The organism is Kluyvera sp. (genome assembly GCF_047971185.1).
Taxonomy (GTDB): Bacteria; Pseudomonadota; Gammaproteobacteria; order Enterobacterales; family Enterobacteriaceae; genus Kluyvera.
Genome location: NZ_JBKDZH010000015.1, coordinates 76,319 through 98,233 on the forward strand (window position 1 = coordinate 76,319; position 21,915 = coordinate 98,233).

Here is a 21,915-nt window from a genome sequence, read left to right on the forward strand (position 1 = left end):
ACGGCGATGGCGTTTTTGTCCCTCAGCCAGCATCATTCGGGGCTTCTGGTATGGAAGTTGACGACGACGGATATCTATTAATGGCGATATAATTAGGTATCGGAATGATTAATAAACTAATGTTTATTAGTATGAAAATATAAAGCCTCAGCTAAAAAGATGAGGCTTTGATCACAATATTTGGCTTATTCTGGAAACATCAGGAATGTATGTTTTTGGACGGTTGTCCGCTATTTTTCTCTATAGCATCACAATCCCGATGGGCACCAGATTCGTGCAGTGGCGCATCAAATCGCCCGGGGCAACAAACATATTATTGTTGGCCCTCAGCGCCGCCAGCGGATCGAAACGCGTTGTGGTGGTATCAAGCTGTACTAACGACGCGTGTGCCTGGGCAAACTGGTAGATGGCTTCCGCCAGCGCATCCGTCATGGCCGGCGTCGTTGGGGTACCGTTATCCAAAAACGCGTCATGCAGCGCTTCGCACAGCGCTTCATCGCTGGCGGTCTCCGCTGCGGTGTTCATCTCATCGTGGGTAAAGCTCGGCTGGCGTTGCTGCATCCAGTCGGCGGCTTTATCGAGCAGCGTTTCCCCAATTGCCGAGTCCAGCTGCGTAGCGTGGCGGAACTGCAAACGGAAGGCGCTACCGGCATCCTCAAAACATTGGGCCACGAACTGTGAACACACCATTGGATGTTTACCCGGCGTCTGCTGCTGCTGAATAAACTGGGCGATGGTGGCGGTCAGCTTTTTCAGTATCCGAATAATAACCTGCTGCTTAGGGCTGGTTATCGAGAATTTTTTATACATCAACAGCAGGCCAACCATGTACAGCCCCGCATGATCGTAGGGTTCCTGATTATTCAGATGCAGGCGCGCCGCATGGGTGACGGGGGTTAGCGCAGAGGCCGTCGTGTGACGATAAACATGAATGGTGCGGCCGCTGAAGCGCTTTTCAGCGGGATTGGTGGCAACCTGCGGCGGCGTTTCTTCAATAATCGTCGGCGGGCAGGCGTCAAAATACATCGCCGCATGGCTGACCGGGGCATCGGTCAGAAAGGTAATTGCCCAGGAAATAAAACTCTTCTTCTCGGGGGAAAACAGCAGTACGTCAGCGGGGTGCAAATCGTCAAGTGAAAGTCTTTTCATAAAATTCCCTTTTTGTCGCTTTCAGGCGCGTAATAGCTGAAGGTCACTAGCATAACGTGCATTATTTTTCGCCGACTGTGATAGAAATCGACGTTAGATCTCAGCGGAAAGCGTGATTTTAGGCGCGGAATCAGAGGGAATGAAGCAAAGGGAGAGTGGCCGCCTTTCGCGATGAAAAGCGGCTGGAGAGCGTGGCTTATGCTTTCAGGAAATCCTGACGCATCGGGGTGAAGGTATCGAGCAGCGTACCGGCCTTCAGGCACACGCAGCCGTGCATGATGTCTGGCTGTTTGTACAGCGTATCGCCAGCGGTGACGATATGTTTTTCATCGCCGATGGTGAACTCAAACTCGCCGGACAGCACGTAGGTCAGCTGTTCGTGCGGGTGGTTGTGCATTGGGCCAATCGCGCCCTGTTCGAAGTTGACTTCAACCGCCATCATCTTGCCATCGTGTGCGAGAATGCGGCGGGTAACGCCATTGCCCAGATCTTCAAGGGTGGTTTCTTTATGGAAAATAAACATCCGGCTGTCCTGTTTTATGTTGAAACGGTGTTTCATTAAATTTATACCAGAAACGATCAAAAAGAAAACGTCAGCCGCAGATGTGGAAAGTTGATCACAACTTTGCTTCACTGGAGCGACAGCAACAGATAAGGAACCCCCATGAAAACGATCGGCCTGATAGGTGGCATGAGCTGGGAATCGACCATTCCCTACTACCGCTTGATTAATGAAGGAATAAAACAGCGCCTTGGCGGGCTGCACTCGGCGCAGATTTTGCTGCACAGCGTGGATTTCCACGAGATTGAACAGTGCCAGTCGCAGGGGGACTGGACGCGGGCGGGCGAGATCCTCGCGCAGGCCGCGCTTGGCCTCCAGCAGGCGGGGGCGGAAGGGATTGTACTGTGTACCAACACCATGCATAAAGTCGCAGAGGCGATCGAAACCGCCTGCGACGTGCCGTTTCTGCATATTGCCGATGCCACGGGCCGTGCGATTCAGCAGCAGCAAATGCGCAACGTGGCGCTGCTCGGCACGTGCTATACCATGGAGCAGGATTTCTACCGCGGGCGGCTACAGGCGGAGTTTGCAATCAGCACGCTGATTCCACAGGCGGACGAGCGACAGAAGATCAATCAGATCATTTTTGATGAACTATGCCTTGGTGAATTCAGCGACGCTTCCCGCGACTATTACCTCAGCGTTATCGCGGCGCTAGCGAAGCAGGGCGCGGAAGGGGTGATCTTCGGCTGCACCGAGATTGGCCTGCTGGTGCCGGCTGAACTCAGCCCGCTGCCGGTGTTTGACACCGCCGCCATTCATGCGCAAGACGCGGTGGCGTTTATGCTCTCTTGATCCCGTTCAGCACCGCTTCCAGCGGCTCGGTGATACGCGAAAGATGCGCCTGAAGATGGGCGATAAACGTCTCCAGCAGCGCCGAGGCCGGGCGGTGCAGCGGGCGAATCAGGCTGACGGTAAACGGCACGTCGATGCTAAAGCGGCGAATGGCGACGCCGCTGTTGACGTAGTCCAGCGCCGTCAGCGGGTTCACCACCGAAATGCCGACCCCCGCTTTCACCATGGCGCAGATAGAGGCGGCGCTGTGCGTTTCGACCACCATCCGCCGTTTCACCTGATGCTCATTGAACAGCGCGTCCAGCAGCTGGCGATAGCTGTCGGTGCGCGACAGACTGATGTAGTTTTCGCCCTGAAAATCGGCGGGCGTCAGCACCGATTTCGCCGCCAGCGGATGCGCCTGCGGCAGCACGCACACTTCATTCAGCGTCAGCAGCGCCGTGCGCTCGGTGCCCGCGGGGGCGTGCAGCGTCTCCGTCAACCCCAGATCGTGACGCTGCGCGGACAGCCACTCTTCCAGCAGCGGCGACTCCTGCGGTACGATCTGAATATTGACCTGCGGATAGCGCGCGAGAAACGGCTGTAGCAGCGGCGGCAAAAATGACTGCGAGAACACCGGGAGACAGACGATCGACAGCTCGCCCTGGCGAAATTCACGCAGGCTTTCGGCGGCGCTGACGATGCGATCCAGCCCGTACCACGAGCGCTGCACCTCTTCAAACAGCCGCAGCCCCTGTACCGTGGGGTGCAGCCGCCCGCGGCTACGCTCAAACAGCGTTAACCCCAGCACCTTCTCAAAGCGCGCCAGTTCGCGGCTCACCGTCGGCTGCGAGGTATGCAGCATCCGCGCGGCTTCCGTCAGGTTTCCCGCCGTCATGATGGCGTGAAAGATTTCAATATGGCGCAGGTTTACGGCGGGCATCGGCGATCCTCACAGGCTGTACTCCATATCATTTTTGCATAGACTCGCGATAAAACGATATTTTTTATTCTCTTCGGGCTGTGGCGTAATCATAAAAAATGATTACCGGAGTCCGCTATGCCACGCCCGCTCAACAACACCGACACAGACCTGACCGCTGACAACCTGCTGCGCCTGCCCGCTGAATTTGGCTGCCCGGTCTGGGTGTACGACGCGCAGATTATCCGCGCGCAGATTGCCAAACTGAACCAGTTTGACGTGGTGCGTTTCGCCCAGAAAGCCTGCTCGAATATCCACATTCTGCGCCTGATGCGCGAGCAGGGCGTGAAGGTGGATTCCGTCTCTCTCGGTGAGATTGAGCGCGCGCTGGCGGCGGGCTACGCGCCGGGGGAAGGGCGTGACGAGATCGTCTTCACCGCCGATATGATTGACGACGCCACCCTGGCCCGCGTGCGCGAGCTGCATATTCCGGTCAACGCCGGGTCGGTGGATATGCTGGAGCAGCTCGGCGCGATTTCGCCGGGCCACCGCGTATGGCTGCGCGTGAATCCGGGCTTTGGTCACGGTCATAGCCAGAAAACCAACACCGGCGGCGAGAACAGCAAGCACGGTATCTGGTACAGCGATCTGCCGGCGGCGCTGGCGGTGATCCAGCGTTATCAGCTGAAGCTGGTTGGCATTCACATGCATATAGGATCCGGCGTTGACTACGGTCATCTGGAGCAGGTATGCGGCGCGATGGTGCGACAGGTGGTTGAGTTTGGTCAGGATCTGGAAGCGATCTCCGCGGGCGGCGGGCTGTCGATCCCGTATCGCGAGGGCGAAGAGGCGATCAACACCGATCATTACTTCGGCCTGTGGAACGCCGCGCGCCAGCAAATAGCGCAGCATCTGGGCCACCCGGTGAAGCTTGAGATCGAGCCGGGCCGTTTCCTGGTGGCGGAATCTGGCGTGCTGGTGGCGCAGGTGCGCAGCGTAAAAGCGATGGGCAGCCGTCACTTTGTGCTGATTGACGCGGGCTTTAACGATCTGATGCGTCCGGCGATGTACGGTAGCTATCACCATATTTCCGCGCTGGCGGGCGATGGCCGCTCTCTGGATCAGGCGGCGCAGCTGGAAACCGTGGTGGCCGGGCCGCTGTGTGAATCTGGCGACGTGTTTACCCAGCAGGAAGGGGGCAAAGTGGAAACCCGCCTGCTGCCTGCGGTGGTGCCGGGCGATTACCTGGTGCTGCACGATACCGGCGCGTACGGCGCGTCGATGTCATCGAACTACAATAGCCGCCCGCTGCTGCCGGAAGTGCTGTTTGATAACGGCGCGGCGCGCCTGATTCGCCGTCGTCAGACGATTGAAGAACTGCTGGCGCTGGAGCTTATCTGAGGGAATGCCCGATGGCGCTGCGCTTATCGGGCCTACGGGGATGTAGGCCCGATAAGGCGTTTGCGCCGCCATCCGGCACGTTATTTGTAATACGGTCCCGTCGTTACCGAATCACGTAGCACTAGCGTGCCGGTAAACGGTGGAATGGTTTCAATCTCTTCGCCGGCGGCCAGCTTAATTGCCTGGTCGATGGCGGTGACGATCATATTGTCGATCGGCAGGTAAACCGTCGATAGCCCCGGCTCCAGCCATTTGGCGCTAGGGGCATCATCAAAACCAAACAGCGAAATATCCTGCGGAATTCGCAGCCCCGCCTGATGCAGCGCCTTCGACGCGCCCAGCGCCATATCATCGTTACAGGCAAACAGCGCGCTAAACGTCACTTTCTCCGCCAGCAGCGCATTACACATCTCATAGCCGCAGTTCATGGTGGAGTCGCCGTGCTTCACTTTGGCCGGATCCCACTTAATGCCGTTCTGTTCCAGCGCCCGACGGTAGCCCTGCAAACGCGCTTTACCGGTTGGCGTATGAATAGGCACGGTAATACAGGCGATGTCCCGATGGCCCTGGGCGATCAGATACTCTACCGCCTGGAACGCAGCGTCCTGCTGCTCGAAGAACACGCAGCGCTCGCGCGCCTGGCTGACATCACGGTTAATGACCACCAGCGGCATCGGGGTGCTATTCACCAGAGCCATAATGGCTTTTTCGCTCATATGACGGGTGTACAGCACGATGGCGTCGCACTGGCGATCGGCCAGCATCTGCACCGCCTGCTCTTCACGCTCCGGCGTATCGTGGCCGTCGGTGACGATCAGCTGTTTTCCCCACGCTTCCGTCTGGCGGGAAGCCTGCTGTAGCAGGCGGCCAAAGTAGAAACCGTCAAAGGTAGACACCACCAGGCCAATGCTGTTGCTGGTGCGGTTAGCCAACGAGCGCGCCAGAAAGTTGGGCCGGTAGCCTAACTCTTCCATCGCTTTAAACACCTGCTGACGGGTGCTCTCTTTGACCTGACCGGTACCATTCAGCACGCGGGAGACCGTTGCTTTCGACACGCCCGCGCGTATTGAGACATCCAGCATTGTTGCCATTATTAATCCCTGAAACTCCGTGATGACCCGCAGTTTATCACAGACATTCATCGGTGATATGAACTCCACAGCGGCTAAAAAACCTATCGCGATCACGCTTTTGCAGTTAATCGTCGTAAAAACCCTCGCTCACTCATGCGGTATACCAATAACCCCACTCTTTTTGTTTTGGAATACCAAAATGGAGGTTGGGAGCTTAATCACAGAATGTTTTAGCGATGATGACTATTTTTGGTATACCAAAAGGTGTTTGGCTGTACACCGGATGCGCGATAAAGCCCTTAAACTTGAGGTACTTTCTATGGCATTGCAGGACAAATTGATCGATTCGCTGGGGAGTTTCGCCACGAAATTCAACAGCTACCGTTATATCATGGCGATCAAACACGCCTTTATTACGCTGATGCCGGTGATCATCGTCGGCGCCTTCTCCGTACTGATCTCCAACATGGTGCTGGATCCAAAAAATGGCCTCGCCAGCTTCCAGTCGCTGTCGTTTCTGGCCTCGCTGAAGCCGATTACCAGCGCCATTAACTACGCAACGCTCAACTTCCTCAACATCGGCGCCGTATTCCTGATCGGCATCGAGCTGGGGCGCATTAACGGTATTAAAACCCTGTTCCCCGGCCTGCTGGCGGTGATCTGCTTTATTTGCGTAACCCCGACCACCGTACAGATGATGGTCGACGGGCAAATGCACGAAGTCAAAGATGTGCTGCTGCGCCAGTTCTCCGATACCCGCAGCCTGTTCCTCGGCATGTTTATCGCCATTCTGTCGGTTGAGATCTACTGCTGGCTGGAGACGCGCAACGGGCTGAAGATCAAAATGCCGGACACCGTGCCGCCGAACGTCGCCGCGTCGTTTTCCGCGCTGATCCCGGCGATCATTACCGTGACCGCCATCGCCACCTTCGGCTTTATTTTCCACCAACTGACCGGCATGTACCTGTACGACGCGGTGTATCAGGTGGTGCAGCAGCCGCTGGAGCGCGTGATGCAGAGCCTGCCGGGCATTCTGCTGCTGATGTTTGTGGCGCAAATCTTCTGGGTAATTGGTATTCACGGCAACCAGATGATCAAACCGATCCGCGAACCGCTGCTGCTGGGGGCGATTACCGTCAACATGAGCGCCTTTGAGCAGGGTAAAGAGGTGCCGAATATCATCACTATGCCGTTCTGGGACGTGTATATGAGCATCGGCGGTTCGGGCCTGACCATCGGGCTGCTGATCGCGGTGATGATTGCCACCAAACGCAAAGAGATGAAAGAGATCGCCAAGCTGTCGATTGGCCCGGGGATCTTCAACATCAACGAGCCGGTGATCTTCGGGATGCCGATCATGCTCAACCCGATTCTGGCGATTCCTTTCATCATTACCCCGCTGGTGACCGGTAGTATCGGCTACTTTGCTACCGTCACCGGGTTTGCCGGTAAAGCGGTGGTGATGGTGCCGTGGACCACGCCGCCGCTGATCAACGCCTGGCTCTCCACCGCCGGTTCAATGGGCGCGGTGGTCACGCAGCTGATTTGTATTGTGGTGGCGGTGCTGATTTACCTGCCGTTCGTCAAAATTGCCTCGCGCCGTGCCGAGATTTCCGAGCGGCTGGCAGAAAAATCACCGGCTACCGATAACCTTTGAGGACGCTATGAGCACAAAACGGATGACCATTCCCGCAGACTTTATTCTCGGGGCCGCGGCTTCAGCCTGGCAGACGGAAGGCTGGAGCGGGAAGAAGGAAGGACAGGATTCCTGGCCCGATCTCTGGTACAAGAACGACCGCCACGTCTGGCACAATGGCTACGGCCCGGCGGTCGCCACCGATTTTATCAACCGTTTCCGCGAAGACGTGCAGCTGATGAAGCTGGCCGGGCTGACGCATTACCGCACCTCGATTAACTGGTCACGCTTTTTGACCGATTACGAGGCGGTGACGGTCGACGAAGCGTATGCCGCCTATTATGACCAGCTGTTCGATGAGCTGCTGGCCAACGGGATTGAACCGATGATCTGCCTGGAGCACTACGAGCTGCCGGGCTATCTGCTGGAGCAGTACGGCGGCTGGGGCTCGAAGAAAGTGGTCGAGCTGTACGTGCGCTACGTTGAGCAGGTGTTTGCCCGCTACCATCACAAGGTGACGCGCTGGTTTACCTTCAACGAGCCGATTGTGGTGCAGACCCGCGTCTATCTGGACGCGCTGCGCTGGCCGTATGAACAAAACACCGGCAAATGGATGCAGTGGAATCACCATAAGGTGCTGGCGACGGCCAGGGTGGTACAGCTGTTCCGTGAGAAAGGCTATGCCGGAACGGTGGGCTGTATTCTCAACCCGGAAGTGACCTATCCGCGCTCCAGCGCCGCTCACGACCAGCGCGCGGCCGAGGTGTATGACCTGTTCTACAACCGCGTGTTCCTCGACCCGCTGGTGCACGGCGCTTATCCCGCCGAGCTGTTCACGCTGCTGGAGAAACACGCGGTGGCGTGGGACTACAATGCCGACGAGCTGGCGCTTATCCGCGACAACACGGTCGATGAGCTGGGCATTAACCTCTATTATCCGCACCGGGTTAAAGCGCCGTCGCGCGCCTGGCATCCCGAGACGCCGTTCCATCCGGCCTGGTATTACGAGCCGTTTGAGCTGCCGGGCAGGAAGATGAACAACTCGCGCGGCTGGGAAATCTACCCGCAGATTGTTTACGACATGGCGATGCGCATCAAAAAGGACTATCGCAACATTCCGTGGTTTGTCGCGGAAAGCGGCATGGGCGTGGAAAATGAAGCGCAGTTCCGCAATGCCGACGGCGTCATTGCCGATGATTACCGGATTCAGTTTATCCGTGAGCACCTGTGGCAAACGCTGCGGGCGCGGGCGGACGGCGCGAACTGCCATGGCTACATGCTGTGGGCTTTTACCGACAACGTCTCGCCGATGAATGCCTTTAAAAATCGCTACGGGCTGATTGAAATCGACCTGCAAAACGACCGCGCGCGGCGGCCAAAAGCCTCCGCCAGCTGGTTCCGCCAGCTGCGCGACAGCCGCGAGCTGACGGTGGATATCGATGATGAATGGCGCTGATTTTTGCTAAGATAGCGCCGGTCTTGGCATAACGTACAGGTGAAATAGTGGAGAAGGCTACCGTCCCGCCGGAAAAGAAACCCTATCAGGAGATTGGCGATGATTTGCGCGCTCAGATTATGCAGGGCCGCTATCCCGTCGGGTCGCGTCTGCCGCCAGAACGCAATATCGCCGAAACCTACGGCGTCAGCCGCACCATCGTGCGAGAGGCGCTGCTGATGCTGGAGCTTCAGGGCACGGTGGATATTCGCCAGGGCTCCGGGGTGTACGTGATGCGCATTCCGCAGGAGAGCGACGGCGAGGAGGAGCAGATGCTGAGCAGCGATGTCGGGCCGTTTGAAATTCTTCAGGCGCGCCAGCTGCTGGAGAGCAACATCGCCGCCTTTGCCGCGAAGATGGCGACCCGCGCAGATATCGACAACCTCAAGCAGATTATCGAGCAAGAGCAGCGGGCAATTGCGCTCAACGATACCAGCCAGGACAACGGCCGCCTGTTTCACCTGGTGCTGGCGGGGGCGACGCAGAACCAGATGCTGCTGGCTACCATTGAACGCGTGTGGATCCAGATGGACAGCAGCCCGCTGTGGCAGCAGTTCAACGCCCACATTGCCAGCCGCACCTACCGGCTGAAGTGGCTCGGCGACCGGCAGACCATTCTCGCCGCTCTGCGCCGCCGCGATGTGATGGGGGCCTGGCAGGCGATGTGGCAGCATCTGGAAAACGTCAAAAATAGCCTGATGGAGCTGTCTGACGAAGACGCGCCGGATTTCGACGGCTATCTGTTTGAGTCGGTGCCCATCTTCCAGGGAAAACTCATGTGACTATCCTGCCGCTGCACGCCCGCCCGCAGCACGCGGAGCAGGTGACCGACTGGCTGTGGCAAGCCTTTGGCGGCGACGGCCTGCCGCGCGCGTTTTTTGCCAGCATCATCGAACACAGTCAGCGCCCCGATGCGCTGCCGCTCACCTTTATTGCCGTTGAGGGCGATAAGGTGGTGGGAACGGTGGGGCTGTGGCGCTGCGATTTAATCAGCCGTCAGGATCTGTGGCCGCGGCTGGCGGCGCTGTACGTCACCCCAGAGGCGCGCGGCCATGGCCTGGCGGGCCAGCTTCAGCGGCACGTTATGGCCTTCGCCGCCCGGCAGGGGTTTACGCAGCTGCACCTCTATTCGGCCTGTCGGGATTTTTACGAACGCTTTGGCTGGCAGTATATCGGCGATGCCCTGGATTACCCGGACACCACCGTCCATCTTTATCGTTACGATTTAACCTCTTCCGCCGGTACGCTCACCGAGTGACGGCGCACCAGCGTCGGGCTGAACAGGTGGGTGATATCCGGCAGCGGCTGGTTGTCGGCCAGCGCCAGCGCCAGCTCGGCGGCCTGGGTAGCCATGGTGACAATCGGGTAGCGGATGGTCGTTAAGCGTGGGCGCACGTAGCGCGAAACCAGCACGTCATCGAAACCAATCAGCGAAATAGCCTGTGGCACTTCAATGCCGTTATCGTTCAGCACGCCCATCGCCCCCGCCGCCATCGAGTCGTTGTAGCAGGCCACGGCGGTGAACTGTTTACCGCGGCCGAGCAGTTCGGTCATCGCCAGCTCGCCGCCGCTCTCATCCGGCTCGGCGAAGGTGACCAGCCGGTCGTTGCACGGCAGACCGTGCTCTTTCAGCGCGTCGTAATAGCCCGCCAGGCGGTCTTCCGCATCCGAAATGGCGTGGTTAGAGCAGATATAGGCAATCCGCGTATGCCCTTGCTGAATCAGATGGCGGGTTGCCAGCCAGGCACCGTAACGGTCATCCAGCGCCACGCAGCGTTTTTCAAAACCGGGCAGAATGCGGTTGATCAGCACCATACCGGGGATCTGCTTCATTAAATCTGCCAGTTCCGCATCGGGAATCAGCTTGGCATGCACTACCAGCGCCGCGCAGCGGTGGCGAATCAACTGCTCGATGGCCTGGCGTTCTTTCATTTCATTATGGTAGCCGTTGCCAATCAGCAAAAAGTTGCCGGTGTGGTAAGCGACCTGCTCCACGGCTTTAACCATGGCGCCAAAAAAGGGATCGGACACGTCGCCAACGACCAGGCCGACGGTCTCCGTCGACTGCTGCGCCAGCGCGCGGGCGTTAGCGTTCGGATGGTAGTTGAGGGTCTCCATGGCGGAGTTAACGGCCTGACGCGAGGCATCGCTGGCTTTTGGAGAGTTGTTGATGACGCGGGAAACGGTGGCGACAGAGACGCCTGCCATCCGGGCCACATCTTTAATTGTCGCCATAATATGCCTTAAAGAAGATTCGATGGGTAAACGCTTACACCATAACAGTGTTACGGAAATCCCGGTGCGATTCAAGGCTGACTCTGTGGCGGACGGCACAATATTGATGCGCCCGTGCCCCTTTGTGGCAGCGTTACCCCGTTCTTTTGCAACCAAACGGGAACATTCAAACGTTTGCTTACACTTTGCGAAACGCTGTTGCGAATGTCTGCTGGAGAACGCGTTACGCGAGTTGCTAATCTGGCTATCCCAGAGGTATTGATAGGTGAAGTCGCCCCACAAGGTTGACCACTTGATTACACCAACCTGCGCAGATGCGCAGGTTTTTTTTGCCTGACGTTAACCTGTTACAGTTCCCCATAATCGCAATACCTCGTTGCATTTCCGCTCATTCTCTTGCGCTTTTAGGCTGGCTGCCCACCGGCGGCGGGGAGACAATAACGGTCCCAGAGGTATTGATTGGTGAATGTTTCAAAGTACGCTTTGCGTACGCATCACTTACACCGACCTGCGCAGAAGCGCAGGTTTTTTTTTGCCTCAATCCGCCCGTCTGCTGCTTTTCCTCAGTTTTCTCGTGTACCCTTTGCAAAGACAAAACTACGGCAAAAGGAGTTGGTATGCTTCTCTGTTTCTTCCGACAGCTTTTCAGGGTGTTATTCAGGGTACGGATGACCGGTAGCACCGAGGCGCTCAGCCAGCCCAAAGTGCTGATTACGCCCAACCACGTCTCGTTTATCGACGGCATTCTGCTGGCGCTGTTTCTCCCGGTTCGTCCGGTTTTCGCCGTCTACACCTCAATTTCGCAAAAATGGTTTATGCGCTGGCTGGCGCCGATCATCGATTTTGTGCCGCTCGACCCGACAAAACCTATGTCTATCAAACATCTGGTGCGCCTGATTGAACAGGGCCGCCCGGTGGTGATTTTCCCGGAAGGGCGCATTTCGGTTTCCGGTTCACTTATGAAAATCTACGACGGCGCGGCCTTTGTGGCGGCGAAGTCCGGGGCGACGATTATTCCGGTGCGCATTGAAGGGGCCGAGCTGAGCTATTTCAGCCGCCTGAAAGGGCTGGTGAAGCGCCGCCTGTTCCCGCGCATTCAACTGCACCTGCTGCCGCCGACCACGCTGCCAATGCCGGAAGCGCCGCGCGCCCGCGAGCGTCGTCGTATCGCCGGTGAAATGCTGCATCAGATTATGATGGAAGCCCGCATGGCAGTCCGCCCGCGCGAAACGCTGTACGAATCGCTGCTGACGGCCATGCACCGTTACGGCGAGAAAAAACCGTGCGTGGAAGACATCAACTTCCAGCCGGACAGCTACCGTAAGCTGCTGACCAAAACGCTGTTTGTCGCGCGTATCCTCGAAAAATACAGCCGGAAGGGCGAAAAGATCGGTCTGATGCTGCCCAACGCCGGTATCAGCGCGGCGGTGATCTTCGGCGCTATCGCCCGGGGGCGTATTCCGGCGATGATGAACTATACCGCCGGGGTGAAGGGGCTATCGAGCGCCATTACCGCCGCGCAAATTGGCACGATTTTCACCTCCCGCACCTTCCTGGATAAAGGCAAACTCTGGCACCTGACCGAGCAGCTCCCCCTGGTGCGCTGGGTATTCCTTGAAGATTTAAAAGGCGACGTGACCCCCGTCGATAAGCTGTGGATCTTCTCCCGCGTGCTGATGCCGCGCCTGGCGCAGGTGGCGCAGAAGCCGGAAGACCCGGCGATCATCCTGTTTACCTCCGGTTCGGAAGGCCATCCGAAAGGGGTGGTACACAGCCATAAAAGTATTCTGGCCAACGTCGAGCAGATTAAAACCATCGCCGACTTTACCGCTAACGACCGCTTTATGTCGGCGCTACCGCTGTTCCATTCGTTTGGCCTGACGGTCGGGCTGTTCACGCCGCTGCTGACCGGCGCGGAAGTCTTCCTCTATCCCAGCCCGCTGCACTACCGCATGGTGCCGGAGCTGGTGTATGACCGTAACTGTACCGTGCTGTTCGGCACCTCAACGTTTTTAGGCCACTACGCGCGATTCGCCAACCCGTACGATTTCTATCGTCTACGCTACGTCGTGGCCGGGGCGGAAAAGCTGCAGCAGAGCACTAAAGAACTGTGGCAGGACAAGTTTGGCCTGCGCATTCTGGAAGGTTACGGCGTGACCGAATGCGCGCCGGTGGTCTCGATTAACGTGCCGATGGCGGCGAAGCCGGGCACGGTAGGGCGCATTCTGCCGGGTATGGACGCGAGGCTGCTGGCCGTGCCGGGCATTGAAGAGGGCGGTCGCCTGCAGGTGAAAGGGCCGAACGTGATGTGCGGCTACCTGCGCGTTGAAAACCCCGGCGTGCTGGAAGCGCCGACGGCGGAGAACCCGCACGGCGAGCTGGAAACCGGCTGGTACGACACCGGTGATATCGTCGCTTTTGATGCGCAGGGCTACGTGCAGATTCAGGGGCGTGCGAAGCGCTTTGCCAAAATTGCCGGGGAGATGGTCTCGCTGGAAACGGTTGAACAGCTGGCGCTGGGCGTATCGCCTGAGAAGATGCACGCCACGGCGGTGAAAACCGACGCCAGCAAAGGCGAGGCGCTGGTACTGTTTACCACCGATAATGAACTGACCCGCGACAAGCTGTTGCAGCATGCGCGGGCCCATGGCGTACCGGAGCTGGCGGTGCCTCGCGACATTCGCTGGCTGAAACAGCTGCCGCTGCTCGGCAGCGGTAAACCGGATTTCGTCACCCTTAAGAGTATGGTTGCAGAGACGGAACAGCCACATGAGTGAGTCAGTACACACTAACACCTCTATCTGGTCGAAGGGGATGATGGCGGTAATTGCCGCCCAGTTCCTCTCGGCCTTCGGCGACAACGCGCTGCTGTTTGCCACGCTGGCGCTGATGAAGCAGCAGTTCTACCCCGACTGGAGCCAGCCGGTGCTGCAGATGGTGTTTGTGGGCGCTTACATTGTTTTTGCGCCGTTCGTCGGCCAGGTGGCGGACAGCTTCGGTAAAGGCCGGGTGATGATGTTTGCCAACGGTCTGAAGCTGCTCGGCGCGGCGACGATCTGTGTGGGGCTGAATCCGTTTATCGGCTATACGCTGGTGGGTATCGGCGCGGCGGCCTACTCGCCGGCGAAGTACGGCATTCTTGGGGAGATCACCACCGGCGATAAGCTGGTGAAGGCCAACGGCCTGATGGAAGCGTCGACCATTGCCGCGATTCTGATCGGCTCGGTCGCGGGCGGCGTGATGGCCGACTGGAGCGTGGTCGGCGCGCTGGTGCTCTGCGCGCTGGTCTACGGCGGCGCGGTGGTGGCGAATATCTTTATTCCGAAGCTGCCGGCGGCGCGTCCGGGCCAGTCCTGGCGATTCCGCCCGATGACCTACAGCTTCTTCAACGCCTGCAGGGTGCTGTGGCATAACGGCGAAACCCGCTTCTCACTGCTTGGCACCAGCCTGTTCTGGGGCGCGGGCGTGACGCTGCGTTTCCTGCTGGTGCTGTGGGTGCCGGTGGCGCTGGGCCTTAACGATAACGCCACGCCGACCTACCTGAACGCGATGGTGGCGGTGGGTATTGTGGTCGGTGCCGGGGCGGCAGCGAAGCTGGTGACGCTGGAAACGGCGGCGCGCTGCATGCCTGCCGGGGTGCTGATTGGCGTGGTGGTGGCGGTTTTCGCCCTGCAAAGCGCCATTCTCCCGGCCTATGTACTGCTGTTGATTATTGGTATCTGCGGCGGCTTCTTTATCGTGCCGCTGAATGCGCTGTTGCAGGATCGCGGTAAGCACACCGTGGGCTCGGGCAACGCGATTGCGGTGCAAAACCTCGGTGAAAACAGCGCCATGCTGCTGATGCTGGGGCTGTACTCGCTGGCGGTGGCGGTGAATATTCCGGTGGTGGGCGTCGGCGTGGGCTTCGGCGTGCTGTTTGCGCTGGCGATTATCGTGCTGTGGCTGTGGGGTAAGCGCCGCTGATGTGAACCCGGCGGCGCTTACGCTTGGCCGGGCTACGGCTATTCATTGTAGGCCGGATAAGCGTAAGCGCCATCAGGCACGATGCGGCACCTTGCCGGATGGCGGCGTAACCGCCTTATCTGGCCTACATTATTTTACGGTGCCGGGTAGGTATAGACCTGATGCACCGCTTCAATCTCTGCTAACACCTCTTCGTTCAGCTCCAGATGCAGGCTTTCCACGTTAGTTTTCAGCTGCTCCAGGGTGGTTGCGCCCAATAGCGTGCTGGCGACAAACGGCTGGCGGCGAACGAACGCCAGCGCCATCTGCGCCGGATCGAGGTTATGGCGTTTGGCAATCTCCACATAGGCGGCGACCGCCTTCTGCGTCTGCTCGCCGCTGTAGCGGGTAAAGCGGCTGAACAGCGTGTTGCGCGCCCCCGCCGGTTTGGCGCCGTTCAAGTACTTACCGGTGAGTGTGCCGAACGCCAGGCAGGAATAGGCCAGCAGCTCAACGCCTTCAAACTGGCTCACTTCGGAAAGCGCCACTTCGTAGCTGCGGTTAACCAGGCTGTACGGGTTCTGAATGGTGACGATGCGCGGCAGGTCGTGTTTGTCCGCCAGGTGCAGATAGCGCATCACGCCAAACGCGGTTTCGTTAGAGACGCCGATATAGCGAATCTTACCGGCGCGCTGATACTCGGCGAGGGCCTCCAGCGTTTCCAGCAGCGTCACTACCGGCGCGGAGTCGGCCCAGGTGTAGCCCAGCTTGCCGAAGCAGTTGGTCGGGCGCTGCGGCCAGTGCACCTGGTAGAGATCGAGATAGTCGGTTTGCAGGCGCGTCAGGCTGTTGTGCAGCGCCTCGCGGATGTTTTTACGGTCCAGCGCCTGATTCGGGCGAATGGCGTTGTCATTGTTGCGTGACGGGCCGCTGACCTTCGAGGCGATAATCAGCTTTTCTCGGTTGCCGCGCTTCGCCAGCCAGTTGCCGACGTAGGTCTCGGTCAGGCCCTGGGTTTCTGGGCGCGGCGGCACGGGATACATCTCCGCGACGTCAATCAGGTTAATGCCCTGGCTCACGGCGTAATCGAGCTGTGCATGGGCGTCGGCTTCGCTGTTCTGTTCACCAAACGTCATTGTGCCAAGCCCAAGGGTGCTTATCTCAAGCGAGCTGTGGGGGATACGGTGGTACTGCATAAGCCGGCTTCCTTTTATCAACAACGTCGGGAAAGAGTCCCGACAAAGGAATATAAAAATGGCAGAGGGGAGGAAAAAGGGAAAGCAGAAAATGAAAAAAGGCCAGCAAGCGGCTGACCTCTCTGTCTTTAGCGTTTGATAATCTGTGAGACGTCGTCGCGATTGATCTGCATTCTGTTGCCCTGCTGATCTTCGTAGCTGATAAGCCCGGTGTCGTCGTCGACTTCTGGTTTTCCGTCGGTGAGAATCATCCGGCCATCTTTGGTCGCCATGACGTAATCGCTGCTACAGCCGGAAACTGCAAAGGCTAAACCTACTGCGGAAATCAATACTGCCCATTTTGTCATTGTCATCCCCTTCATCGCCGCACTCTTTATAGTCTAGTAATAACCGACTTCAGGGCTAGCATAAAGCAGGAAAATCTTAAAAAAATCAGACATGGCCCTCAAAAGAGGGCCATAGACGACAGATTAGAGCGGATTTTTTTTGTTTCTCAGCAGATTGAGGCTTTCCACCGCAATCGAGAAGAACATGGCAAAGTAAATGTAGCCTTTTGGTACGTGCACGTCGAAGCTCTCGAGGATCAGCGTAAAGCCGACCAGAATCAGGAACGACAGCGCCAGCATTTTCACCGACGGGTGGCGATCGACAAACTCGCCGATCGAGCGCGCGGCAAACATCATCACGCCCACCGCAATCACCACCGCCGCCATCATGATAAACAGATGGTCAGAGAGGCCCACGGCGGTAATGACCGAGTCGAGGCTGAAGATTATATCCAGCAGCATAATCTGCACGATGGCGCCGAGGAACGAATGCACGTTCGTTTTCAGGCCTTCTTCATCGCCTTCAATCGACTCGTGGATCTCTTTACTGGCTTTCCAGATAAGGAACAGCCCGCCCAGCAGCAGGATAATATCGCGCAGCGAGATGGCCTGATCGAACACGGTGAACAGCGGGTTGGTGAGCTTCACCACCCAGGCGATGGAGGCCAGCAGCCCCAGACGCATCACCATTGCCCCCATCAGCCCTAAACGACGGGCGTGGGCACGCTGTGCGGTGGGAAGTTTCGCCACAACCAGAGAGAGAAAAATAATATTATCGATCCCCAGAACGATCTCCAGCAGCGTCAGCGTACCAAGCGCAAGCCAGGCGTTAGGGTCGGTGATCCATGCAAATAACATTAGATAAGTCCTGCCAAAAAAAGCGAAAACGTCAATAGGTATACTTTGTTGATGCGGTGGGGCAGTCCTGCCGCCAGCCGCACGAGGAGTATAATCCCGCTGCGCGGCAGGACAAAAAAATTAATGCGCTTGCAGCATAAAGTGGCGCGCCAGCAGGGCGGCGGTGAAGTTCTTCTTGAGATAAAAACCGCGCGGCAGCGTCATAATCGGTTCACCGCGCGCGCCGATAGCCTCGGTTAACGCTTTACTATTGGCCGCCTTCGGCCGTAGCTGTAGCACTTCGCCGTGGCGAGCGGTAATGCGCTCGACCTGGCCCAGCACGATCAGATCCATCAGTTCTTCCCAGTCCATCTGAAGCTGATGCTCTTCTTCCGGACTCGGCGTCCACAGCAGCGGCGCACCAACGCGGCGTTCGGCAAGCGGGATGGCGCGCTCTCCTTCAACCGGGATCCACAACACCCGCTTGAGCTTGTGGCGCACATGGCTGTTCTCCCAGGTGACGCCCGAATTCCCGGTGAGCGGCGCAACGCAGACGAAGGTGGTCTCTAGCGGCCGCCCCTGGCGGTCAATGGGGATGGTTTTCAGCTCGACCCCCAGCGCGGCGAAATCCTGCTCCGGCTTGCTGCCGGCGCTGGCGCCGAGCCAAATCTCCAGCAGCAGGCCAATCCAGCCTTTATCGCGCTTCAAATCCTTCGGTGCGACGATACCCGCCATCGCCGCCAGTTCGCCCAGCGAATAGCCCGCCAGACGCTGGGCCTGCGCGAGCAGTTCGGCCTGGGTTTTCGGCGATTCCGGGAGCGGGGCGAGCGTAGACATGATAAAGCGCCTTGTGGTGAAAAAATGAACGACAATTGTACCGGGTGTGGATAGAGTTTAACTTTTTCTGGGTAAATATACCAACGTGATGATTATCATGGGTTTTTTAAGATTTTTTTCGCCATAAAAACGCGAGGAAAAAAGGTTTTCCAAATCTGGTCACTGACAATGAACAGGATCTTACACCATGTTATCCACAGAAAAATGGGATAACTGGGGAAAAGCCCCACTACTGTTTCAATTTACAGCCTTGACGTGCGACGAAAATCGAATTTTCGCACAAAAGATGTCTAAGATGTTGGCACTATCTGTGGATAAAACCGACATTGTTCGATCTTTCATCAATTGGAGGATCGCCTATGTGATGATCATCACGTTATGCGCTAATGCATCAAGATTAACGATAATAACTTAATGAAAAATAGCGTTTTACTGTGGGGCGGTTGCGTGCGATTATTCAGAGTACTCTGGGTTTTCCCTGGGTAATTCCGTACTTCTTCACAACTCTATCCACAGAAAAAGTGAATAAAATCGCTGACGAGCGCGGTCTGCTGTTTATAACTCTGATGATTACTGTGAGTTATTCAAATGTTATTAGATGGTCGCGCTGTAATAGAGTGGTTTACCGTTTCCAGCGAGTGTGAAACAATCATTCACATTGAAGCTTATTTTGAGGTAGTCCGGTGATTGATGACGATGGCTACCGCCCAAATGTTGGTATTGTAATTTGCAATCGTCAGGGCCAGGTTATGTGGGCCCGACGCTATGGTCAGCACTCCTGGCAATTCCCGCAAGGGGGCATAAACCCCGGTGAGACAGCAGAACAGGCGATGTATCGGGAGCTGTTCGAAGAAGTTGGATTAAGCCGTAAGGATGTACGGATCCTCGCTTCGACCCGAAACTGGTTGCGTTACAAGTTGCCTAAACGTTTGGTGCGTTGGGACACAAAGCCGGTTTGTATCGGCCAGAAACAAAAGTGGTTTCTCTTGCAGTTGATTGGCAATGACGCGGATATCAATATGCAAACCAGCAGCACGCCGGAGTTCGACGGCTGGCGCTGGGTGAGTTACTGGTATCCGGTGCGTCAGGTCGTGTCGTTTAAACGCGACGTCTACCGCCGGGTGATGAAAGAGTTCGCCAGCGTAGTGATGGCGCTTGCGGAGAGCGCGCCAAAACCGCAAAGCGCGCCTGCTTATCGACGTAAAAGAGGTTAAGCCACGCATATTATGCTCACGCGCTTACGCGAAATTGTTGAGAAGGTCGCGAGCGCGCCTCGTCTGAACGAGGCGCTGGATATTCTGGTCACCGACGTCTGCCTGGCCATGGAGACCGAGGTCTGTTCCGTCTATCTTGCCGACAACGATCGACGCTGCTTCTATCTGATGGCGACCCGCGGCCTGAAAAAACCGCGCGGTCGCACCATTACGCTCGCCTTCGATGAAGGGATCGTCGGGCTGGTTGGCCGCCTGGCCGAGCCCATCAACCTTGCCGACGCGCAAAAACACCCTAGCTACAAATACATCCCCTCAGTGAAAGAAGAGCGCTTTCGCGCGTTTCTTGGCGTGCCGATCATTCAGCGTCGCCAGCTGCTGGGCGTGCTGGTGGTGCAGCAGCGCGAGCTAAGGCAGTACGACGAAAGCGAAGAGTCATTCCTGGTGACGCTCGCCACCCAGATGGCGGCGATCCTCTCGCAGTCTCAGCTGACGGCGCTGTTTGGCCAGTATCGCCAGACGCGTATTCGCGCGCTGCCGGCCTCGCCGGGGGTGGCGATTGCCGAAGGCTGGATGGACGCCACCCTGCCGCTGATGGAGCAGGTATATGAGGCGTCATCGCTGGATACCCAGCTTGAGCGCGAACGCTTAACCGGCGCGCTGGAAGAGGCGGCGAACGAATTCCGCCGCTACAGCAAGCGCTATGCTGCCGGGGCGCAAAAAGAGACGGCGGCGATTTTTGACCTCTATTCGCACCTGCTTTCTGACGCCAGCCTGCGCCGCGCGCTGTTTGCCGCGGTGGATAATGGCTCGGTGGCCGAATGGGCGGTCAAAACGGTTATTGAAAAGTTTGCCGAACAGTTTGCCGCGCTCAGCGACGGCTACCTGAAAGAGCGCGCAGGCGATCTGCGCGCGTTGGGGCAGCGTCTGCTGTTCCACCTTGATGACACCACGCAGGGGGCCAACGCCTGGCCGCCGCGCTTTGTGCTGGTGGCGGATGAACTCTCCGCCGCCACGCTCGCGGAAGTCCCGCAGGATCGCCTGGCGGGCGTGGTGGTGCGCGACGGCGCCGCCAACTCCCACGCGGCGATCATGGTGCGCGCGCTGGGGATCCCGACGGTGATGGGCGCCGATATCCAGCCGTCGATCCTCCACGGGCGCACGCTGGTGGTGGATGGCTATCGTGGTGAACTGCTGGTGGATCCTGAACCGATCCTGCTGCAAGAGTATCAGCGCCTTATTAGCGAAGAGAACGAACTCAGCCGCCTGGCGGAAGGGGACGTCGAACGCCCGGCGGAGCTGAAAAGCGGCGAGCGGGTGAAAGTAATGCTCAACGCGGGCCTCAGCCCGGAGCACGAACAGAAGCTGGGCCGCCGCATCGACGGCATTGGCCTGTACCGCACCGAAATACCGTTTATGCTGCAAAGCGGTTTCCCGTCGGAAGAAGAGCAGGTGGCGCAGTATCAGGGCATGCTACAAATGTTCAACGACAAGCCGGTGACGTTGCGTACGCTGGACGTCGGGGCGGATAAACAGCTGCCGTATATGCCGATCAGCGAAGAGAACCCGTGCCTCGGCTGGCGCGGGATCCGCATTACGCTCGACCAGCCGGAAATCTTCCTCGTGCAGGTGCGCGCGATGCTGCGCGCCAACGCGGCGACCGGCAACCTGAGCATTTTGCTGCCGATGGTCACCAGCCTGGAAGAGGTGGATGAAGCGCGCCGTCTGATCGACCGTGCCGGCCGGGAAGTGGAAGAGATGATCGGCTACGCCATTCCGAAACCGCGCGTTGGCATCATGCTCGAAGTGCCGTCGATGGTCTTTATGCTGCCGCACCTGGTCAATCGTATCGACTTTATCTCGGTAGGCACCAACGACCTGACTCAGTACGTGCTGGCGGTGGACCGCAACAACACCCGCGTCGCCAGCATCTACGATAGTCTGCATCCGGGCATGATTCGCGTGCTGTCGATGATTGTGCAGGAAGCGGAGCGCTACGGCATCGATTTACGTCTGTGCGGCGAAATGGCGGGCGACCCGATGTGCGTCACCATCCTGGTTGGCCTCGGTTTCCGCCATCTGTCAATGAACGGCCGCTCGGTGCCGCGCGTGAAGTACCTGCTGCGCAATATCGATCTTGCAGACGCGCAAACTCTTGCCCAGCGCAGCCTTGAAGCGCAGATGGCCACCGAAGTGCGCCACCAGGTGGCGTCGTTTATGGAGCGTCGCGGCCTCGGCGGCCTGATTCGCGGCGGCCTGTAGGCCGACTTACCGGTAGCCCGGCCGAGCGTAGCGACGCCGGGATTCGCACCATGCAGC

Annotated in this window: 20 protein-coding genes; 10 read left to right on the plus strand and 10 right to left on the minus strand. The window is 57.9% G+C overall.

Annotation, left to right across the window (positions count from 1 at the left end; genetic code table 11):
• Positions 1-240: 240 nt before the first annotated feature.
• Complete coding sequence (locus ACK5JN_RS03695) at positions 241-1,149, minus strand: hypothetical protein (protein WP_416868919.1); 909 nt, start codon at positions 1,147-1,149, stop codon at positions 241-243.
• 196 nt (positions 1,150-1,345) lie between these two features.
• Entirely contained in the window at positions 1,346-1,672 is a 327-nt protein-coding gene (locus ACK5JN_RS03700) for a cupin domain-containing protein (RefSeq protein WP_416868920.1), read from the minus strand.
• A 141-nt stretch (positions 1,673-1,813) separates the two neighbouring features.
• Between ACK5JN_RS03700 and ACK5JN_RS03705 the strand changes: the two genes are divergently transcribed.
• Positions 1,814-2,506, plus strand: a complete 693-nt coding sequence (locus ACK5JN_RS03705) for an aspartate/glutamate racemase (RefSeq protein ID WP_416868921.1) — start codon at positions 1,814-1,816, stop codon at positions 2,504-2,506.
• On the opposite strand, the gene ACK5JN_RS03710 is transcribed toward ACK5JN_RS03705, so the two are convergent.
• A complete protein-coding gene (locus ACK5JN_RS03710) occupies positions 2,493-3,428 on the minus strand; it encodes a LysR family transcriptional regulator (protein WP_416868922.1) in 936 nt (311 codons plus the stop codon). The genes ACK5JN_RS03705 and ACK5JN_RS03710 overlap by 14 nt on opposite strands.
• Positions 3,429-3,545: 117 nt before the next feature.
• On the opposite strand from ACK5JN_RS03710, the gene lysA reads away from it, so the two are divergent.
• Positions 3,546-4,808: a diaminopimelate decarboxylase gene (gene lysA / locus ACK5JN_RS03715; protein WP_416868923.1), complete on the plus strand. Its 1,263-nt coding sequence runs from the start codon at positions 3,546-3,548 to the stop codon at positions 4,806-4,808.
• Between the two features lie 80 nt (positions 4,809-4,888).
• Here the strand turns inward: lysA and ACK5JN_RS03720 are convergent, their stop codons facing one another.
• The gene (locus ACK5JN_RS03720) at positions 4,889-5,899 is read right to left on the minus strand and encodes a LacI family DNA-binding transcriptional regulator (protein ID WP_416868924.1); all 1,011 of its coding nucleotides are present in this window, start codon (positions 5,897-5,899) and stop codon (positions 4,889-4,891) included.
• A gap of 301 nt (positions 5,900-6,200) precedes the next feature.
• On the opposite strand from ACK5JN_RS03720, the gene ACK5JN_RS03725 reads away from it, so the two are divergent.
• The 4 genes from ACK5JN_RS03725 to ACK5JN_RS03740 are packed head-to-tail and all read left to right on the plus strand — an operon-like array spanning position 6,201 to position 10,270.
• A complete protein-coding gene (locus ACK5JN_RS03725; protein WP_416868925.1) occupies positions 6,201-7,538 on the plus strand; it encodes a PTS sugar transporter subunit IIC in 1,338 nt (445 codons plus the stop codon).
• A gap of 7 nt (positions 7,539-7,545) precedes the next feature.
• A complete protein-coding gene (locus tag ACK5JN_RS03730) occupies positions 7,546-8,973 on the plus strand; it encodes a glycoside hydrolase family 1 protein (protein ID WP_416868926.1) in 1,428 nt (475 codons plus the stop codon).
• 47 nt (positions 8,974-9,020) lie between these two features.
• Positions 9,021-9,794 carry a GntR family transcriptional regulator gene (locus ACK5JN_RS03735; protein ID WP_064542956.1) on the plus strand — a complete coding sequence of 258 codons (774 nt, stop codon included), beginning with the start codon at positions 9,021-9,023 and terminating at the stop codon, positions 9,792-9,794.
• Positions 9,791-10,270 (plus strand): GNAT family N-acetyltransferase, encoded by a 480-nt coding sequence (locus ACK5JN_RS03740; RefSeq protein WP_416868927.1) that lies wholly within the window; start codon positions 9,791-9,793, stop codon positions 10,268-10,270. Before ACK5JN_RS03735 ends, ACK5JN_RS03740 begins: the two co-directional genes overlap by 4 nt.
• On the opposite strand, the gene galR is transcribed toward ACK5JN_RS03740, so the two are convergent.
• Positions 10,231-11,247 carry an HTH-type transcriptional regulator GalR gene (gene galR / locus ACK5JN_RS03745; protein WP_416868928.1) on the minus strand — a complete coding sequence of 339 codons (1,017 nt, stop codon included), beginning with the start codon at positions 11,245-11,247 and terminating at the stop codon, positions 10,231-10,233. The genes ACK5JN_RS03740 and galR overlap by 40 nt on opposite strands.
• Positions 11,248-11,864: 617 nt before the next feature.
• Between galR and aas the strand changes: the two genes are divergently transcribed.
• Both aas and lplT read left to right on the plus strand, forming a co-directional pair.
• Positions 11,865-14,024 (plus strand): bifunctional acyl-ACP--phospholipid O-acyltransferase/long-chain-fatty-acid--ACP ligase, encoded by a 2,160-nt coding sequence (gene aas, locus ACK5JN_RS03750; protein ID WP_416868929.1) that lies wholly within the window; start codon positions 11,865-11,867, stop codon positions 14,022-14,024.
• A complete protein-coding gene (gene lplT, locus ACK5JN_RS03755; protein ID WP_416868930.1) occupies positions 14,017-15,210 on the plus strand; it encodes a lysophospholipid transporter LplT in 1,194 nt (397 codons plus the stop codon). The genes aas and lplT overlap by 8 nt, the downstream gene beginning before the upstream one ends.
• 134 nt (positions 15,211-15,344) lie before the next feature.
• On the opposite strand, the gene ACK5JN_RS03760 is transcribed toward lplT, so the two are convergent.
• The 5 genes from ACK5JN_RS03760 to ACK5JN_RS03780 all read right to left on the minus strand — a co-directional run bounded on the left by ACK5JN_RS03760 (position 15,345) and on the right by ACK5JN_RS03780 (position 18,627).
• The gene (locus ACK5JN_RS03760; protein WP_416868931.1) at positions 15,345-16,385 is read right to left on the minus strand and encodes an NADP(H)-dependent aldo-keto reductase; all 1,041 of its coding nucleotides are present in this window, start codon (positions 16,383-16,385) and stop codon (positions 15,345-15,347) included.
• Between the two features lie 128 nt (positions 16,386-16,513).
• Entirely contained in the window at positions 16,514-16,732 is a 219-nt protein-coding gene (locus tag ACK5JN_RS03765) for a YgdI/YgdR family lipoprotein (protein WP_097162008.1), read from the minus strand.
• A gap of 123 nt (positions 16,733-16,855) precedes the next feature.
• Positions 16,856-17,569 carry a TerC family protein gene (locus ACK5JN_RS03770; RefSeq protein WP_065358153.1) on the minus strand — a complete coding sequence of 238 codons (714 nt, stop codon included), beginning with the start codon at positions 17,567-17,569 and terminating at the stop codon, positions 16,856-16,858.
• Between the two features lie 120 nt (positions 17,570-17,689).
• Positions 17,690-18,385 (minus strand): DNA mismatch repair endonuclease MutH, encoded by a 696-nt coding sequence (mutH, locus tag ACK5JN_RS03775; protein WP_416868932.1) that lies wholly within the window; start codon positions 18,383-18,385, stop codon positions 17,690-17,692.
• Positions 18,386-18,480: 95 nt separating this feature from the next.
• Positions 18,481-18,627 carry a hypothetical protein gene (locus tag ACK5JN_RS03780; protein ID WP_416868989.1) on the minus strand — a complete coding sequence of 49 codons (147 nt, stop codon included), beginning with the start codon at positions 18,625-18,627 and terminating at the stop codon, positions 18,481-18,483.
• Positions 18,628-19,068: 441 nt separating this feature from the next.
• Here ACK5JN_RS03780 and rppH point away from each other — a divergent pair, with 441 nt between their 5' ends.
• Entirely contained in the window at positions 19,069-19,599 is a 531-nt protein-coding gene (gene rppH, locus ACK5JN_RS03785; RefSeq protein ID WP_035893962.1) for an RNA pyrophosphohydrolase, read from the plus strand.
• A gap of 12 nt (positions 19,600-19,611) precedes the next feature.
• Complete coding sequence (gene ptsP / locus ACK5JN_RS03790; protein ID WP_416868933.1) at positions 19,612-21,858, plus strand: phosphoenolpyruvate--protein phosphotransferase; 2,247 nt, start codon at positions 19,612-19,614, stop codon at positions 21,856-21,858.
• Positions 21,859-21,915 lie beyond the last annotated feature (57 nt).